This is a genomic window from Mesorhizobium sp. M7A.F.Ca.US.014.04.1.1, assembly GCF_003998745.1.
In the GTDB taxonomy this organism is placed as follows: Bacteria; Pseudomonadota; Alphaproteobacteria; order Rhizobiales; family Rhizobiaceae; genus Mesorhizobium; species Mesorhizobium ciceri.
On record NZ_RZRW01000058.1, the window covers coordinates 1,649 to 17,092 of the forward strand.

Annotated in this window: 18 protein-coding genes; 9 read left to right on the forward strand and 9 right to left on the reverse strand. The window is 62.5% G+C overall.

What is annotated here, in order from left to right; translation table 11 throughout:
* The 4 genes from EOA22_RS38665 to EOA22_RS06305 form a co-directional block, all read right to left on the reverse strand.
* Positions 1-666, reverse strand: a 666-nt coding sequence (locus EOA22_RS38665; protein WP_245478602.1) for a peptidoglycan-binding protein, incomplete at its 3' end; no start/stop codon positions are given.
* 429 nt (positions 667-1,095) lie between these two features.
* Positions 1,096-1,611 carry a winged helix DNA-binding protein gene (locus tag EOA22_RS06295; RefSeq protein ID WP_008875359.1) on the reverse strand — a complete coding sequence of 172 codons (516 nt, stop codon included), beginning with the start codon at positions 1,609-1,611 and terminating at the stop codon, positions 1,096-1,098.
* A gap of 238 nt (positions 1,612-1,849) precedes the next feature.
* Positions 1,850-2,272, reverse strand: a complete 423-nt coding sequence (locus EOA22_RS06300) for a DUF6163 family protein (RefSeq protein ID WP_024504684.1) — start codon at positions 2,270-2,272, stop codon at positions 1,850-1,852.
* Positions 2,269-3,312, reverse strand: a complete 1,044-nt coding sequence (locus tag EOA22_RS06305; RefSeq protein ID WP_013532256.1) for an enoyl-CoA hydratase/isomerase family protein — start codon at positions 3,310-3,312, stop codon at positions 2,269-2,271. The genes EOA22_RS06300 and EOA22_RS06305 overlap by 4 nt, the downstream gene beginning before the upstream one ends.
* A gap of 245 nt (positions 3,313-3,557) precedes the next feature.
* On the opposite strand from EOA22_RS06305, the gene EOA22_RS06310 reads away from it, so the two are divergent.
* The 3 genes from EOA22_RS06310 (at position 3,558) to EOA22_RS06320 (ending at position 6,319) form a co-directional block, all read left to right on the forward strand.
* On the forward strand, positions 3,558-4,334 hold the full coding sequence (locus EOA22_RS06310; RefSeq protein WP_245478603.1) for a DUF2066 domain-containing protein: 777 nt from the start codon (positions 3,558-3,560) through the stop codon (positions 4,332-4,334).
* Between the two features lie 88 nt (positions 4,335-4,422).
* Positions 4,423-5,454 carry a porphobilinogen synthase gene (hemB, locus tag EOA22_RS06315; protein WP_027162429.1) on the forward strand — a complete coding sequence of 344 codons (1,032 nt, stop codon included), beginning with the start codon at positions 4,423-4,425 and terminating at the stop codon, positions 5,452-5,454.
* A 217-nt stretch (positions 5,455-5,671) separates the two neighbouring features.
* A complete protein-coding gene (locus EOA22_RS06320) occupies positions 5,672-6,319 on the forward strand; it encodes a dihydrofolate reductase family protein (protein WP_063167762.1) in 648 nt (215 codons plus the stop codon).
* A gap of 51 nt (positions 6,320-6,370) precedes the next feature.
* Here the strand turns inward: EOA22_RS06320 and ppk2 are convergent, their stop codons facing one another.
* Entirely contained in the window at positions 6,371-7,291 is a 921-nt protein-coding gene (ppk2, locus tag EOA22_RS06325) for a polyphosphate kinase 2 (protein ID WP_013532260.1), read from the reverse strand.
* A gap of 278 nt (positions 7,292-7,569) precedes the next feature.
* Between ppk2 and EOA22_RS06330 the strand changes: the two genes are divergently transcribed.
* Both EOA22_RS06330 and EOA22_RS06335 read left to right on the forward strand, forming a co-directional pair.
* Positions 7,570-8,613, forward strand: coding sequence for an aldo/keto reductase (locus EOA22_RS06330; RefSeq protein WP_127389884.1), 1,044 nt, complete (start codon positions 7,570-7,572; stop codon positions 8,611-8,613).
* A 176-nt stretch (positions 8,614-8,789) separates the two neighbouring features.
* On the forward strand, positions 8,790-8,942 hold the full coding sequence (locus EOA22_RS06335; protein WP_013532262.1) for a hypothetical protein: 153 nt from the start codon (positions 8,790-8,792) through the stop codon (positions 8,940-8,942).
* A gap of 66 nt (positions 8,943-9,008) precedes the next feature.
* On the opposite strand, the gene EOA22_RS06340 is transcribed toward EOA22_RS06335, so the two are convergent.
* Positions 9,009-9,203 (reverse strand): DUF982 domain-containing protein, encoded by a 195-nt coding sequence (locus EOA22_RS06340; RefSeq protein WP_244497772.1) that lies wholly within the window; start codon positions 9,201-9,203, stop codon positions 9,009-9,011.
* 152 nt (positions 9,204-9,355) lie between these two features.
* Positions 9,356-10,021: a GntR family transcriptional regulator gene (locus EOA22_RS06345; protein WP_063170207.1), complete on the reverse strand. Its 666-nt coding sequence runs from the start codon at positions 10,019-10,021 to the stop codon at positions 9,356-9,358.
* Between the two features lie 165 nt (positions 10,022-10,186).
* On the opposite strand from EOA22_RS06345, the gene EOA22_RS06350 reads away from it, so the two are divergent.
* Together EOA22_RS06350 and EOA22_RS06355 are read left to right on the forward strand one after the other, a co-directional pair.
* Positions 10,187-11,446 carry a multidrug efflux MFS transporter gene (locus tag EOA22_RS06350; protein ID WP_063167761.1) on the forward strand — a complete coding sequence of 420 codons (1,260 nt, stop codon included), beginning with the start codon at positions 10,187-10,189 and terminating at the stop codon, positions 11,444-11,446.
* A 28-nt stretch (positions 11,447-11,474) separates the two neighbouring features.
* Positions 11,475-11,849 carry a DUF423 domain-containing protein gene (locus tag EOA22_RS06355; RefSeq protein WP_024504690.1) on the forward strand — a complete coding sequence of 125 codons (375 nt, stop codon included), beginning with the start codon at positions 11,475-11,477 and terminating at the stop codon, positions 11,847-11,849.
* A 33-nt stretch (positions 11,850-11,882) separates the two neighbouring features.
* Here EOA22_RS06355 and EOA22_RS37645 read toward each other — a convergent pair whose 3' ends face one another.
* Entirely contained in the window at positions 11,883-12,311 is a 429-nt protein-coding gene (locus tag EOA22_RS37645; protein WP_164746092.1) for a hypothetical protein, read from the reverse strand.
* An 82-nt stretch (positions 12,312-12,393) separates the two neighbouring features.
* Here EOA22_RS37645 and EOA22_RS06370 point away from each other — a divergent pair, with 82 nt between their 5' ends.
* The gene (locus tag EOA22_RS06370) at positions 12,394-13,473 is read left to right on the forward strand and encodes a substrate-binding domain-containing protein (protein WP_063167760.1); all 1,080 of its coding nucleotides are present in this window, start codon (positions 12,394-12,396) and stop codon (positions 13,471-13,473) included.
* Positions 13,474-13,475: 2 nt separating this feature from the next.
* Here the strand turns inward: EOA22_RS06370 and EOA22_RS06375 are convergent, their stop codons facing one another.
* Positions 13,476-14,732: an OpgC family protein gene (locus EOA22_RS06375; protein ID WP_082826437.1), complete on the reverse strand. Its 1,257-nt coding sequence runs from the start codon at positions 14,730-14,732 to the stop codon at positions 13,476-13,478.
* 200 nt (positions 14,733-14,932) lie between these two features.
* On the opposite strand from EOA22_RS06375, the gene EOA22_RS06380 reads away from it, so the two are divergent.
* Positions 14,933-15,444: alpha/beta hydrolase (locus tag EOA22_RS06380; protein ID WP_164755284.1), on the forward strand; the 512-nt coding region annotated here is incomplete at its 3' end.

Here is a 15,444-nt window from a genome sequence, read left to right on the forward strand (position 1 = left end):
CGGCGTCTGGCGATCGTTCTTGCCGACGATCGCGGTGTGGCGAAGCACGACGCGGTCGTTCTCGACCGCTTCGACCTGGGCTGCCGGAATGTCGACCAGCACGTAGCGGCTGCCCAGCGTGCCGGCCTTCTCGCGCAGCCGCTGCAGATTGGTCTGCAACTGGCCAAGCCGGATCTGCGCCGAAACGTTCATCGCCGCATAGGTGTATTTGCCCATCGAGCCATCAGCCGGCAGGCCGTGACGCAGTTGGAAGCGCTTGACTGCCGAGTCGACATAGGAATCGAAAGCCGTCGAAATGCCGGCGCTCTGCGACAGGTCGCCGGAAACCATCAGCCGCTTGCGCAACGGCACCACATCGGGATCATCGACGCCAAGCTGCAGCTTCTTGGTCGCGGGAACCTCGACCCAGCCACCCTGCCCGACAATGTTCTGGTATTGCCCGACCGCCTGTTCCGTGAAGGCAACGGTCTGCGGGCTGAAGATCGGCAGCGTCGACGCCACCTTGCCACCCTCGCTGGCGCGGGCGTCGAACTGGTCGTCCCAATTGCCGCGCGCCGAGGATTTCAGGATATCACCGATCACATCCTGCGCATTGGCGCCGCCGGCGACCACCGCGGCTGCGAGCGCGGAGGCTCCGGACAGGAAAAAACGACGGCTGGTTTTCATGGACGTTCCAGACATTGGTAGCAGTTCGATCACTTGCTGCGTTGATCACCGGGCGATCTCGCCCGCACTGTAAAATTGGCAATCTTAACAATTAGCCAACCATGGTCCGTATCAGCTTGGTGTGACAATGCACAGGCGCGATACGGGCTGCGGGTGAACGCATGGCCTTCACCACAGCATCACTGCCATTCTCGGTTCCATTGGAATATGGCGGCAACGTGGCCTTGCGGCCAAATCCGACCGGCCAGCATTCCGAAAAGAACGGACCGTGCTTTTTGGGTATCGATCGGCGATCGACCACGCGGTGCAATGACCAGCCAAATCAAAGAAAGGCCGATGCCTCTCGGCACCGGCCCTGACTGAAGGTCGATATTTCGGCCGCGCTTCTGTGGCGCGGGCCGGATCCGATGCGGCGGATGTCTTACATCCTTACATCCGGTAGGCGATGGTGTCGTTCCAGAAGCGGTCGAGCCGCTGCAAAGCGCGGTTCATCTGCTTGAACTCATCGGTGTTGATGCCGCCGACCTGTTCGATCGAGCCGACATGACGCTCATAGAGGCCGGCGACGACCTCGGCCACCTCATTGCCCTTCGGCGTCAGCGAGACACGGACCGAACGGCGGTCGATGCGCGAGCGCTGATGGTTGATGAAGCCGAGATCGACCAGCTTCTTCAGATTGTAGGAGACGTTCGAGCCGAGATAGTAGCCACGCGAGCGCAGCTCGCCCGCGGTCAGTTCGGAATTGCCGATGTTGAACAGCAGCAGTGCCTGGATGGCATTGATGTCGGAACGGCCGTTGCGGTCGAATTCGTCTTTGATCACATCAAGCAGGCGGCGGTGCAGCCGTTCAACAAGCTGCAGCGATTCCATGTACAGGGAACGGATAGCCTCACGGCGATCGTCGGATACGTTGGCGGTCTTCGCCGCCGGACGCGAATTGATCATTGTCTTTGCCTCTCGTTTGTCGCCCTGGTGATTTTTTGTTTTTCACCTTGATCGCGACACTATCGAATACTCATAAAATTCGACTTAAACGCTAGGGCTAACAAGAGCTTACCGGTAAGAGGTTTCGGAAGAGGCTTAACGAACGGTCACCCGAGCAAGGATAATTAACCTAAAGATTTCGGCAACGATTGCAGGGCTCATTCGAGGCGACAGCCGGGCCGCCAATGGGTTCAACGGCTTAGTGGCGGACCGGGCGCTTCTGCAGGTAGATGACGACGCGAAAGACGACGTAGAGCACCGCCACCGCCGCATGCGAGACGACAATCAGCAAGCGGTGGCCGAACAACTCGGGAAAGCCGGCGTACATGACCGTCTCGGTCACCGCGCAAATGAACCATATCACCGGGCCCCAGGACGCCAGCATCCACAGGCCGGCAGCGGCAAAGGGAAAGAACACGGCGAGCACCACCGCCGCGACCTGCCAGTGCACGGGCATCAGGTCGAAACGCCACAGTGTGCCCGGATAAAAGCCGATCAGCTTGATCCAGTAGAGAATGCCGAACAGCAGGCAGTAGCCCGATATGACGCGCTGGAACCAGGCGAAGATCACCTCCACCCCCGAGGGCTGCAGAACGATGCGCCTTGAGGTCACCTCGCTCATATCAGGAGTTCCCGTTCGCCGAGCGGAGCGAAATAGGCGTCGACATCCGCTTCGCTGACCGCTGCGAGGCTTGCCGGCCGCCATTGCGGCTTCGAGCCCTTGTCGATGATGGCAGCGCGGATGCCTTCGTAGAAATCATGGCCGGCGAGCATCCGGTTGAGGATGCGGAACTCCATCTTCATGCAGGCTTCCATGGACAGCGTCAGTCCGGCGCTGATCTGCCGCCAGGCGACGCGCAGGCTGGTCGGCGAGCGGGTGCGGATCGTCGCCAGCGTCTTTGCCGCGAACTCATCGGCGGCGGCCGCACGCTCGAGGCTGTCGATGACGCGGTTCAGGGACGGTTGCGAAAAATGACGGACAATCGCCTCCAGCGTCGGCCTGTCGGTTTCTCGCCTTGCCTGCACGAAGAAGCCGCGCAGCACCGATTCCGGATCGCCGGTCAACGCCAGCCGGTCGAGGAAGCCAGCCTGGTCCTCGGCCTTGATGGTATGGGTGGCCAGCCCAGACCACAGCGCATCGCCATATCGAATGCGATTGCCGGTCAGCGCCAGATACATGCCGAAGGAGCCGCCGAGATCGGGCAGCAGGTGGCTGGCGCCAACATCCGGAAAGAAGCCGATGCCGACTTCCGGCATGGCAAACTGGGCATTCTCGGTCATCACCCGGTGCGAGCCGTGGAAGGAGATGCCGACGCCGCCACCCATGACGATACCGTCGATCAGGGCGACATAGGGCTTCTTGTAGCTGTTGATGCGGGCGTTGAGCCGGTATTCGTCGGCGAAGAACTCGACCGGCGGTTTTCCCGCCCGACCTGTCTCATAGACATGCAGGATATCGCCGCCGGCCGAAAAGGCCCTGCCCTCTGCCTTGACGACGATGACGTCGATGCCCTGGTCGGCCTCCCAGGCGGAAAGAGCGGCGTCGAGCGCCCCGATCATGCGGTGCGTCAAGGCATTGAGCGCCTGCGGCCGCGTCAAGGTGACGACGCCGGCCCGGCCCAGATGTTCGAAGCGGATCTCGTCGCCTCCGCCAAAATCCATCGTGAAAGAATCCCTCTCCCGGCCGCCGGGACTGAAGTGCTAAAGCGTGGCGCATGGGTGCGTCAATGGCGAGGACACCGGTGCAAGCTCTGGCCCGGACCAGGAGCCAGTGCTAAAAATAGAGCTGCAATACGGAAAACTGGGTAGAGTTCATTGCAGCGTACCTGCTGGGTCTTCGAACGGGACGATTGTTTATGACTCGATTTTCGCACCTTGCGCCGGTGGCAATCGGGCTGAGCCTCTGCTTGGCTGTTCACCCGGTCATGGCGGGGGCTTTTGAAGACCTCTACCGCTCGCAGACCATCGTCAACGGCAAGTACGAGAAGAACCGCCAGTCCGGCTTCAAGCGCTGCCTCGACGCGGTTCTGGTGCGGGTTTCCGGCGATCAGCGCCTGCCGGCGAAACCTGAAATGACGGCATTGCGCGACAAAGCCGGCACCTTCGTCGCCAGTTTCCACTATCGCGACCGCATGGAAGGCATTCCCAACCATGACGACCAGGGCACGTACGATCGGCCTCATAATCTCTACTGCCAGTACAAGCCTGCTGACGTCGACCCGGTGCTGGCTTCGCTCGGCAGCAGGCCGTGGCTGACCGAGCGGCCACGGCTGGTGGTGTTTTTGGCGACCGAGCGCGGAACAACGCATTACGCGCTCGATGCCGAGGACGACCGTGGCATGCTGATGCGCGAATCGTTCGGCAATGCCGCCGTACCGCTGGCCATGCAGGTGACTTTTCCCACGGTGGCGCAGCTGTCGCAGGCCGGATTGGACGATCAGGCGCTTCGCAATGCCGAGATGACGAAGCTCGACACCCTTGCGGAGAAGGCCGGCGCCGACCAGGCGCTTTACGGCAGTCTCGTCTGGAGCGACAAGGAACTGGGCTGGATCGCCGACTGGCGGCTGGCCATGGCCGGCAAGACCTACATCTGGCAGGTGCGCGGTGTCGGCTTCGACGAGGCTTTCCGTGTCGCCATCAGGGGCGCGGCACAGATTCTGTCAGGCAATGGGCAACCCGAATAGGCCTCGACCCGGTCGCTGGCACAATCGTGCCGCATTGGTCAGCGGCGGGAGCTCGTGGTAAAAGCCTGCCCGAACGAGAGTACTGGCGATGAACAAATTCACCCCCGCAAAGCCCGCCGGCGCGCGCGGCGTCGACGAAATCACCGGCAGCCGCCGTCTGCGCCGCATGCGCAAGGCCGACTGGTCGCGCCGTCTGGTGCAAGAGAACCGGCTCACGGTCGACGATTTGATCTGGCCGATCTTCGTCGTCGAGGGCAAGGGTGTTTGCGAGCCGATCGCCGCCATGCCCGGCGTCTTCCGCCTGTCGATCGATCTCGCCGTCAAGGAGGCAGAGCGCGCGGCAAAACTCGGCATTCCCGCCCTCGCCACCTTCCCCAATGTGGACATCTCGCTGCGCGACCAGACCGGCTCGCACATCCTCGATCCCGACAATGTCATCAACCGCGCCACCCGCGCGATCAAGGATGCGGTACCGCAGATCGGCATCATCACCGACGCAGCGCTCGACCCATTCACCAGCCACGGCCATGACGGCATCCTGCGCGACGGCATCATCGTCAACGACGAGACAGTGGAACAGGTGACCGCCGCCGCAGTCATCCAGGCGGCCGCCGGCGCCGACATCATCGCACCGTCCGACATGATGGACGGCCGCATCGGCGCCATCCGCGACGCGCTCGATGCCAATGGTTTTCAGGACGTGGCGATCATGTCCTATGCGACCAAATTCGCCTCGGCCTTCTACGGACCCTATCGCGAGGCGGTGGGCACCGCCGGTCTGCTCAAGGGCGACAAGAAGACCTATTACATCGACCATGCCAATTCGGACGAGGCGGTGAGAGAGGCCGAACAGGACATCGCCGAGGGCGCCGACATGCTGATGGTCAAGCCCGGCCTGCCCTATCTCGACATCATCCGGCGGCTGAAGGACGAGTTCCAGATGCCGACCTTCGCCTACCAGGTGTCGGGCGAATATTCGATGATCAAGGCGGCAGGCGCCAATGGCTGGATCGACGGCGAGAAGGCAATGCTGGAATCGCTGCTCGCCTTCAAGCGCGCCGGCTGCGACGGCATCCTGACCTATTTCGCACCCGAAGTGGCGGAGATGCTGAAGGGGTAATTTCTCTTCGCGACGACGGCCGGTCGCGGCGAGCAATGTCGGCCAATCCGCTTCGACATCCATACCAATTTCCGGCTCTTGGCCGGGGAATCCATAGCGAGGGCCACTTGACCGTTGCGTGGGCTTCGTTTGAGCTTGAAAATACCGCTTGCAATTCACAATCGGTTTGTTACAAAAAACTGCTTGCAAAACACAATCGGTTATCGAGGAGGCTCGCATGTCCAAACTTCGCGTCAACGCTTTCACCCTATCGCTCGACGGCTATGGCGCCGGTCCCGATCAGGATCTGCAAAATCCGCTCGGCGTCGGTGGGGAATCCTTGCACAAGTGGTTTGTCGACACCCGCACCTTCCGCGAGATGGTGCTCGGACAAGATGGCGGCACCACCGACGTCAACGAGGCGTTCGCGGCGCGCAGCTTCGAAAATGTCGGCGCCTGGATCCTCGGCCGCAACATGTTCGGACCGATCCGCGGCGAATGGCCTGACGACAGCTGGAAAGGCTGGTGGGGCGACAACCCGCCCTATCATGTGCCGGTTTTCGTGCTGACCCATCACAAGCGGGAACCGATCACGATGGAGGGCGGCACCACTTTCCACTTCGTCGTCGACGGCATCCATTCAGCTCTTGAACAGGCAAAGGCTGCCGCTGGCGGCAAGGATGTGCGGGTCGGCGGCGGCGTCGCCACCATACGGCAATATCTGCAGGAAAAACTGATCGACGAGATGCATCTGGCGATCGCGCCGCTGCTGCTGGGCACGGGCGAGAACCTTTTTGCCGGCCTGGACATGCTCAAGCTCGGCTATGTCTGCAGCGAGCAGGTGGCGACCCCGCTCGCGACGCACGTCACCATCAAGCGGGCGTAAGGTGGAGAGCCAATCTCTCCCCTCGTGGGGGAGATCGCAGCTTCGTCTGCCTCAATACTTCTCCGGCACGTAGAGCTCGCGCGGCAGCACCTGGCGTTCGTATTCGGGGTTGAAGACGCGCTCCGGCAAAGTGATCTCCTCGTGCGGCACTTCCTCGTAAGGCAGCTGCTTGAGCAGATGGTCGATGCAGTTCAGCCGCGCGCGTTTCTTGTCGTTGCCCTCGACGATGAACCAGGGCGCTTCCGGGATGTTGGTGCGGGCGAAGGTCTCTTCCTTGGCCTTGGTGTACTGCTCCCAGCGCACGCGCGACTGCAGGTCCATCGGCGACAGTTTCCACTGTTTCATCGGATCGTGGATGCGCATCAGGAAGCGCATCTGCTGTTCCTCGTCGGTGATCGAGAACCAGTATTTGACCACGGTGATGCCCGAGCGGACCAGCATGCGCTCGAATTCCGGCACGTCGTGGAAGAATTCTTCGACCTGATCGGGCTGGGCAAAGCCCATCACCCGCTCGACGCCCGAGCGGTTGTACCATGAGCGGTCGAACAGCACGATCTCGCCGCCGGCCGGCAGATGCGGGACATAGCGCTGGAAATACCATTGCGACTTTTCGCGCTCCGTCGGCGCCGGCAGTGCGACGACACGGCAGATGCGCGGGTTGAGGCGCTGGGTGATGCGCTTGATGACACCGCCCTTGCCGGCCGAATCGCGTCCCTCGAAGATCACCACCAGCTTCTTCTTGTGGTGGGCGACCCAGGACTGCAGCTTGATCAATTCGGACTGCAGGGTGATCAGGTCGCGAAAATACTGCATGCGATCGATCGAAGGCGGATGCGAGTTCTTGTAGATCTTGGCGATCTCCATCGACAGCGCCGGCTCCGACATTTCGAGCTCATAGTCTTCGTCAAGCGTGTCGGCGAGCTCGGCTTCAAGCCAATCCCTGGCCGGAGAATTCTGTTTTAGCTCGGTCATTATCGGCTGCTCCACTTGCAAGCTCTGTCGATCCACGTCCGGCGCCCCAAACTCCCGGCCTACAGCCCGGGAACGGCAACACCTGAGCCGACTTCCATATAGGCCTGCAATGACGGTTTTATTGCAGCGCGAGCATGGTCACCACCGCTGTCGGTCCAGCCAGGCATGATCGATCCGCCGCGCTGGCATGGAGACACGTCGCCCAAATTGTCCTACAAATAGCGGCCACTTTCGGGCGGCCCTCCCCAGCCCTTTCCCAATGCAATCGCGAGGACGACATGGAATACCGCACCCTCGGCCGTTCCGGCCTGAAAGTATCGACACTGACCATGGGGACCATGACGTTCGGTGGCGCCGGTGCTTTTTCGGCGGTCGGCAAGACCGATCTCGACGAAGCGCGCCGGATGATCGATCTCTGTATCGACGCCGGCATCAATGTCATCGACACCGCCAATGTCTATTCGAACGGCATTTCCGAAGAAATCATCGGCGAAGCGCTCGGCGGCAAGCGCAAGGGCGACGTGCTGATCGCCTCCAAGGCACGGATGCGGATCGGCAAAGGTCCAAACGACGAAGGCCTGTCGCGCCATCACCTGATTCGGGAATGCGAGAAGAGCCTGAAGCGGCTCAAGACCGACGTCATCGACATCTATTTCCTGCACGAATGGGATGGCGTGACGCCGCTGGAGGAAACCATCGGCGCGCTCGACACGCTGGTTGCCCAGGGCAAGATCCGCTATGTCGGCTGCTCCAACTATTCCGGCTGGCAGGTGATGAAGGCGCTCGGCATCAGCGACAGCCGTCATCAGCCGCGCTTCATCACGCAGCAGATCCACTACACGCTGGAAGCGCGCGAAGCGGAGTACGAACTGCTGCCGATTTCCGTCGACCAGGGGCTGGGCGTTCTGGTCTGGAGCCCGCTTGCCGGCGGATTGCTGTCCGGCAAATACCGCCGTGACAGCCCCACCGCCCGCCAACTCGCGGGCTGGTCGGAACCACCGATCCGCGACGAGGACCGGCTGTGGCGGATCGTCGATGTGCTTGTGGAGATCGGCGCGCAGCGCGGCGTGTCGGCAGCGCAGGGGGCGCTGGCCTGGCTGCTTGGCCGGCCGTCCATCAGTTCCCTGGTGATCGGCGGCAGGACGGAAACGCAGTTCCTGGACAACATCGCGGCGGCAAGCCTGGTGCTTTCCGACGAGGAGCGCGCGCGCCTCGACGCGGTCAGCCGGCCGCCCTTGCTCTATCCCTACTGGCACCAGCAGCTGACGGCAAAGGACCGCTTTGGTGCCGCCGATCTGGTGATTGACCGAAGCGGCATCTGATCGGCAAATCGATGGCGATAGGTATCGCCGCCGCAATGATGGGCATGGCCCCATCATTGCGGCGCGCATCTTGCAAGCCTGGCCATCATCGACGCACTATCGCTTCAGCTGTTGTGTTTGACGGCTAATGCTCCTAGGCAGGACCAGAGCCGCGAGGCAGTGAAAAAGGAGCCGATATGGCGCGACCACCAAACTACGATCAGGAACGCAAGGAACGCGACCGCCAGAAGGCGGCCAAGAAGGCCGAGAAGCTGGCAGCCAAGGTTGCAGCGAGGGAACGTTCGAAGCCCGAAGACGAGACTGAAGCCGAAACCGAAACGGCAAAGTGACGGCAAAAGGCCCGCAGATGCGGGCCGTGCCTCAATCCGGATTGCCGCCTCGGATGTCGCCTTGTGTCAGGCCGGCGCCTTGTCGCTGACAAAGACGTCCACTTCGCGCGCCGCCGCAATGAAGGCGCGCCTGGCGTTCATCGCCGGCTTGTCGCCGGCGAGTGCGTCATGGCAGGCCTGCAGGGCCGCGCGATGCTTGGGGCTGCGCTTGCCGGGCCAGCTGTTGAGGAGGTAGTCGGAAGCCTCACGCGCCGTGCGCAAGAGCTGAGTGCTTCCCGCCGCGACTGACTTCACAGTCACAGGTGTTTCAAATCGGTTGTTTTCCATCGCCGCTCCTTACGCCATCGGCGTCTGCGAAGCGAGGGCGAAAGTGCGCACACGTCCAGACGCCGCTTTGCGCCCCTTCATCCACCTTAAGCAGCAACGACGGCAAAGCCTCTGGCGCGAAGACCGCGCCGATCGTTGGCGAGCGACGTCACCAGCCGGTCGCGGCTGCCGACAATGTGGACCGAGAGCAGGCGCGCGGCTTCATCGGCGTCGCCACGGCGTGCCGCCGCCAGTATGGCGCGATGTTCGGCCCAGGCGCGGCTGAGGGCCGCTTCGTCGCGAACCTCCAGCCAGCGCGCCCGTGACAGGCGTGTCATGGCATCACGGACCGCCCGGAACAGGAATTCATTGCCCGACAGACGCGCCAGTTCGATGTGAAAATCCATGCCGACGCGATGCCATTCCTCGCGCGGCGTGTCGTTGTCGCAGGATTCGAGCATCGCCTGGATGACATCGATGGCGCTCCGGTCCGCCAGGCCGCATGTCAGGCGAACTGCCGCAACCTCGACCGCCTCCCTGTAGACGGCGATCTGCTCGAGTTCAGCCAGATTGATCGGCGACACCGTCCAGCCGCGCCCGTCCCTGCCGACCAGCCCCTCGGTCTCGAGCCGCAGCAGTGCTGCCCTGACCGGGGTTCGCGATGCACCGAAACGGCTCTCGATCCAGCGCTCGGTCAGCTTTTCGCCGGGACCGATCTCGAGGCCCAGGATCATCTGCCGAAGCTGTTTTTCGACGCTGTGCATCTGCGACATTGTCGTTTCCACCTTTTGGCCGTTTGCGATCGTCTTGCCGATCACGTTCGACAGGCTGCATTGACAGCGGCCAAGCTTGCGTCCATGACGTGCACCATCTTGGTATCCCAAATTGGTATCCGCAGCAAGCATCGATAAAAGAGTTGCTGGGACAGGACACACGACATGCAGCAGAGCACGCCCCCGGCGAACGACAGCACCTACAACATCCACTGGCGGCGCAATCTGTTCGTGTGCTTCGCCGGTTCGTTTTCGACGCTTGTCGCCATGACGCTGCTTCTGCCGTTCCTGCCGCTCTATATCGAGCAGCTGGGTGCCGAGGGTCACGCGGCGATCGTGCAATGGTCGGGGATTGCCTATGGCGCGACGTTCTTCGCGGCGGCGCTGGTGGCGCCGCTCTGGGGACGTCTCGGCGACCGCTATGGCCGCAAGGTGATGCTGGTTCGCGCCAGCTTCGGCATGGCCATATGCATGTCGCTGACCGGCATGGTGCAGACGGTCTGGCAGCTGGTGCTGCTGCGGCTGCTCATCGGCTTTGCCGGCGGCTACTCCTCGGGATCGACCATCCTCGTCGCCATGCAGACCCCGAAGGAGCGTTCCGGCTGGGCGTTGGGCCTGCTGTCGGCCGGCATCACGGGCGGGGCTCTGGTCGGTCCGCTGGTTGGCGGCGCCCTGCCGCCGCTGATCGGCATCCGCGCCACCTTTCTCCTCTCCGGCGGCGTCATCTTCCTGGCATTCCTGGCGACCACGTTTCTGATCAAGGAGAATCCCCGGCCGAAAACAGCAGACGCCGCAGCGACGCAGAAGCGGAAAGGCGGCTGGTCACAAATCCCCGACAAACGGCCTGTTGTCGCCATGCTGGCGACCGGCATGCTGTTGAGCTTCGCCACCATGTCGATCGAGCCGATCATCACCGTCTATGTGCAGCAGCTCATCGAGGACCAGAGCCGCGTGACGCTGATATCAGGCGTCGTCATGTCGGCGGCGGCCCTTGGCGCCATCCTGTCGGCCTCGCGCCTGGGCAAGCTCGCCGACCGCGTCGGCCACTGGAACGTCATCATCGGCGCGCTTGCCGTCTCGGCGCTGCTGCTGATCCCGCAGGCCTTCGTCACGCAGAGCTGGCAACTCATCGGCCTGCGCTTCCTGATGGGTCTGGCGCTGGGCGGGCTGTTGCCCTGCATCACCAGCGTGATCCGCCACAATGTTCCCGATGGGGTCGGCGGCAATGTGCTCGGGCTGTCGATCTCCGCCCAATATGTCGGGCAAGTCGCCGGCCCCTTGCTCGGCGGCTTTGCCGGTGGTCATTTCGGCATGCGTTCGGTGTTTCTGGGCACATCCGTCTTGATGGCCGGCGGCGCGGTGTATAACTGGCTGGCACAGTCACGCCGCGAGCAGGACATGCTTGCCCACGCCGGCAAGCCCTGACGGGGTTGGGCGTCACAGGGCCCCAAACATGAGCACAGCCGAACGACCTTCCGACAACAGCAGCCGTATCCTCGTCCTGGCCGGGGGCTTCTGCGGTGCTGCCGGCGTGGCGCTGTCGGCCGCGGCAGCGCATCTCGGCGGCGCCTTCGTTGGCACCGCCGCATCGTTCCTGCTGATGCATGCGCCGGTCTTCCTTGCCGCCGGATTGCTTGGCGCGAACCGGATCCTGCGCATCGGCAGCCTAATCCTGCTGGTTGGGCTTCTGCTGTTCTGCGGCGATCTGCTGGCCCGCGATTTCATCGGGTCGCGGCTATTCCCGCTGTCGGCGCCGATCGGCGGCACGCTGCTCATTGCCGGCTGGCTGGCGATCGCTGCCTCGGCGCTGGTGCGCGTGCGGTCCTGAACGCCCGCCGGCACCAAACGTCGAGCGTGGCGGCTAATCCTGCCGGCGCTCGGGCTTGATAAGCAATTCGCGATTGCGCCGCCGCAGCTTGGCCAACCGATGCCGCTCCGGCCGTTCGGAAGCCGGCGCGATGCCCCAATAGTTGCGATAGATGTCTTCAAATAGATAGCTCACGGGATGCATGATGTGCGCTCCTTTCAGCGCCTGAATCGATCCAATCGAGAGGTGCGAAAAACCGACCCCGATCAGCTCCGCTTGCGCTCCACAAGGAACCGCAACTCGCGGACCCATAGACTGGTTTTGCCGCGGCGCTTCTGCGTCGCGGTGTTCGACGAGATGCTCCAGTCGTTGCGGTAAATGTCTTCGAACAGAAAATTGACGGGATGCATGACACAAGTCCCTACTTGATGTTGAATCGATCCAATTCTGCCAGCAGGCGTTTCCTTGGATCGATTCAAACATAGGCCCTATCGAAGCCACGATCAAGCCAAAATTTGAACCGATCCAACGAAAGTGTTAAATGGGAAGAATTCAGGAGACGAAGATGGCGCCACTTATCTCTGCAAAGACAAGACCGGTCCGGCTGGCGGACATTGCCAAGGCAGCCGGCGTGTCGCACGGCACCGCGTCCAACGTCTTCGCCCGTCCGGAGATCGTGCGCGAGGAGGTCCGTGAACGGGTCAAGGCGGCAGCCGAGGCCATGGGATATGGCGGACCGGATCCCAAGGGCCGGCTGCTGCGCGCCGGCAAGGTCAATGCCATCGGTGTCGCGACCGCGGAACCCCTCTCCTATTTCTTCGACGATCCCTTTGCCCGGGTGATGATGGCCAGCATCTCGCAGGCTTGTGACGCGACCGGTGCGGGGATTTCGCTGGTCTCCGCCGTCAATGGGGAGCAGCTCGCGTGGAACATCCAGAGTGCGCTGGTCGATGGCTTCATCGTCTTCTGTGTCGATGGCGGCTCAAAGCTGGTCCAACTGGCGCGCGAACGCAAGCTCCCCTTTGTGGCGCTCGATCTCGATTCGGACGACGACGATGCGGTCGCGGCGATCGGCGTCGACAACATCGCCGGTGCCGGCCTGGCGGCCCGCCACCTGACCGAACTCGGACATCGCCGCTTTGCCGTGCTTACCCTGCCCTGTGCCGACGCAGGCTTCGGCCCTACCACAAGGGAGCAGGTGGAAATGGCCCTCTATTCCGCTACGCGGGACCGCTTGCGTGGCTATTTCGCGGAACTCTCCCGCGTCGACATCGACGTCTCGCGTGTGCCGATCTACGAGACCGTCAATGACGAGAAGAGCGTGTGGGCCGGCCTCGACCATATTTTCGCCGGTGCCGAGGCGCCGACAGCCATCCTGGCGATGTCGGACAGGATGGCGCTCCATGCGCTGGACTGGCTGCGGCAGCACGACATTGCGGTACCGGGCGATGTTTCTGTCGTCGGCTTCGACGGTGTTCCGGAAGGGGCGGTTTCCAAGCCGCCGCTGACCACGATCGTCCAGCCGATCGCCGAGATGGGCCGCCTTGCCGTCAAGGCGATCCTTGAAAATGATGGTTCGTTCAGCCGGCAATCGCTGCCGGTCGAACTCGTGGTGCGGGCCTCATCCGGCCCCTCGCCCACCTGAGCTCAACGGCCCATTCTTGTCGCCATGCCCGGCATCGCGAAGGATGCAGCATGGACGGGCGGTGCGGCGCTGTGAGCCGGCCTGCTTTTGGCGGACCAGCCAAGGCCCGATAGCCATTCGAGATAGTAGGCGAGCGCGAACTGCATGACGATGCCGGCCGATATCAACAGGCTGTCATAGGCAAATCCGCCCGGATTGATCAGCTTCAGCACCTGCGCCGCCATTGCAAGCACCGTGCCGGCAATGAAAACCGGCAGCGATCGTTTGCCCAATATGGCAAGCGGATGATCGCGCCCGGTGCGAAACAGATTCGAGATCGCCGGGAATGCCACGATCAGGTAGCTCACTGCGAGTATATGCAGGAGCCTCGGCAGCGACAGGAACGTCTTGTCGAAACCGGTCAGCACCGGAGGCAGGCCAAACCAGGAGATATGCCCCCAGAGCGGGCTGTGCACCCAGACCAGGGCCACAACGGTGTAGGCCAAGGCCGCCCCAACCAGCCAGCGATTGACCGGGATGGTGCCGCCGCGACGCACATGCAGCGTGCCCGCCAGGCCGATGTTGAAAAGGAACTGCCACGACAGCGGGTTGAGAAACCAGAAGCCGGGCTCGGGGTAGTTGGGCGGAGCAATCTGATAAATCCCCGCGACCAGCCACAGGGCGCCGGATGCCACCAGTGCCAGGACCGGCCGATAGCTGACAATGAGCAGGAACAGCGGCGCCAGCAAGAGCAGCACCGCATAGACGGGCAGGATGTTGTTGTACCCAAGTTGGTGGCCGAGCGTCACGATGCCGATCAGCACCTGCGGCGTATTCTTGATCAACGGCTCGATGTTGATCATCGTCAAAAGCTCCGGCCGCCTGGCAAACACTGCCGCAGCGCAGAAAATGGCCATCACCACCATGGTGGTGACGATGTGGGTGGCATAAAGCACACCGGCGCGGCGCAACATCTTCAAAGTTGCCAGCAGCCGGTTTCCAGGCTGGAATTTCTTGCCGTAGGCGAGCGCGACCGAGATTCCCGAGATCAGCACGAAGACCTCCGCCGCATCCGAAAAGCCGAAATTCTTGTATGTCAGATACTCGAAGGCGGTACCCGGCACATGGTCGACATAGATGGTCAACAAGGCGAGAGCACGGATCACATCGATGCGCGTGTCGCGCTCAGTGCGGTCCGGGACACGCGCCTCGCGGTCCGGGACACGCGCCTCGCGGTCTGGGACACGCGCATCGCGGTCCGGGGAAATCTGGGTGGTCATCGACAAAAAGGCCTCAAAGCTGGTTGTTCATACCGGCAATGCGACCCCCGGCGCACCGCTTCGATTCCTCCCGAAGGATGTTATCGGCGGAGAAACGGACTGTAATGCGCCCGGTTCAATCAACTTTCGCGGGGCTTGAAAATATTGCGTTTTGAAGCCGGCAAATTGAGCGAAAAGTCATATAATCAAGAGGATGGTCGATGATCGACGAGACCTCACAAGATGGTGCGTTGCGGCGTGATCTCGCCTTCCACTACCGGCTTTACGGCGCGGCGGATTCAACGGGCGACTGCTTCTTCCTGCTGCATGGGTCGGGTGTCGACGAGACGACATTGGTGCCGCTGGCGCGAGAGATCGCACCGCGTGCCACGCTCGTCGCGGTGCGTGGCCGCGTTGTCCAGGAGGATGGTTTCCGCTGGTTCGCGCGGATCACGCCGACGCGCTTCGAACAGGCGAGCATCCGCACCGAAACCGAGGCCTTTGCGGGCTTCGTCGCTGACGCGGCCACACGCCATCATCTCGACCTCTCGCGCACAATTTTCCTCGGCTATTCGAACGGCGCCAATCTGGTTTCGAGCCTGATGCTGCTGCATCCGGGCCTTGTCGAACGCGCCGCGCTGCTGCGACCGATGCCGGTGCTCGATGATGTGCCGGCGACGGAGCTGTCAAAGGTGCGGGTGCTGATGATCGCCGGCGCCGCCGACCTCACCTA

Bases quoted from the DNA above. Each gene is read 5' to 3' on its own strand.
- EOA22_RS06295 (WP_008875359.1), bottom strand. From the start codon at position 1,611: ATGATCAATTCGCGTCCGGCGGCGAAGACCGCCAACGTATCCGACGAT.
- EOA22_RS06300 (WP_024504684.1), bottom strand. From the start codon at position 2,272: ATGAGCGAGGTGACCTCAAGGCGCATCGTTCTGCAGCCCTCGGGGGTG.
- EOA22_RS06305 (WP_013532256.1), bottom strand. From the start codon at position 3,312: ATGGATTTTGGCGGAGGCGACGAGATCCGCTTCGAACATCTGGGCCGG.
- hemB (WP_027162429.1), top strand. From the start codon at position 4,423: ATGAACAAATTCACCCCCGCAAAGCCCGCCGGCGCGCGCGGCGTCGAC.
- EOA22_RS06320 (WP_063167762.1), top strand. From the start codon at position 5,672: ATGTCCAAACTTCGCGTCAACGCTTTCACCCTATCGCTCGACGGCTAT.
- ppk2 (WP_013532260.1), bottom strand. From the start codon at position 7,291: ATGACCGAGCTAAAACAGAATTCTCCGGCCAGGGATTGGCTTGAAGCC.
- EOA22_RS06330 (WP_127389884.1), top strand. From the start codon at position 7,570: ATGGAATACCGCACCCTCGGCCGTTCCGGCCTGAAAGTATCGACACTG.
- EOA22_RS06335 (WP_013532262.1), top strand. From the start codon at position 8,790: ATGGCGCGACCACCAAACTACGATCAGGAACGCAAGGAACGCGACCGC.
- EOA22_RS06345 (WP_063170207.1), bottom strand. From the start codon at position 10,021: ATGTCGCAGATGCACAGCGTCGAAAAACAGCTTCGGCAGATGATCCTG.
- EOA22_RS06350 (WP_063167761.1), top strand. From the start codon at position 10,187: ATGCAGCAGAGCACGCCCCCGGCGAACGACAGCACCTACAACATCCAC.
- EOA22_RS06355 (WP_024504690.1), top strand. From the start codon at position 11,475: ATGAGCACAGCCGAACGACCTTCCGACAACAGCAGCCGTATCCTCGTC.
- EOA22_RS37645 (WP_164746092.1), bottom strand. From the start codon at position 12,311: ATGTTTGAATCGATCCAAGGAAACGCCTGCTGGCAGAATTGGATCGAT.
- EOA22_RS06370 (WP_063167760.1), top strand. From the start codon at position 12,394: ATGGCGCCACTTATCTCTGCAAAGACAAGACCGGTCCGGCTGGCGGAC.
- EOA22_RS06375 (WP_082826437.1), bottom strand. From the start codon at position 14,732: ATGACCACCCAGATTTCCCCGGACCGCGATGCGCGTGTCCCAGACCGC.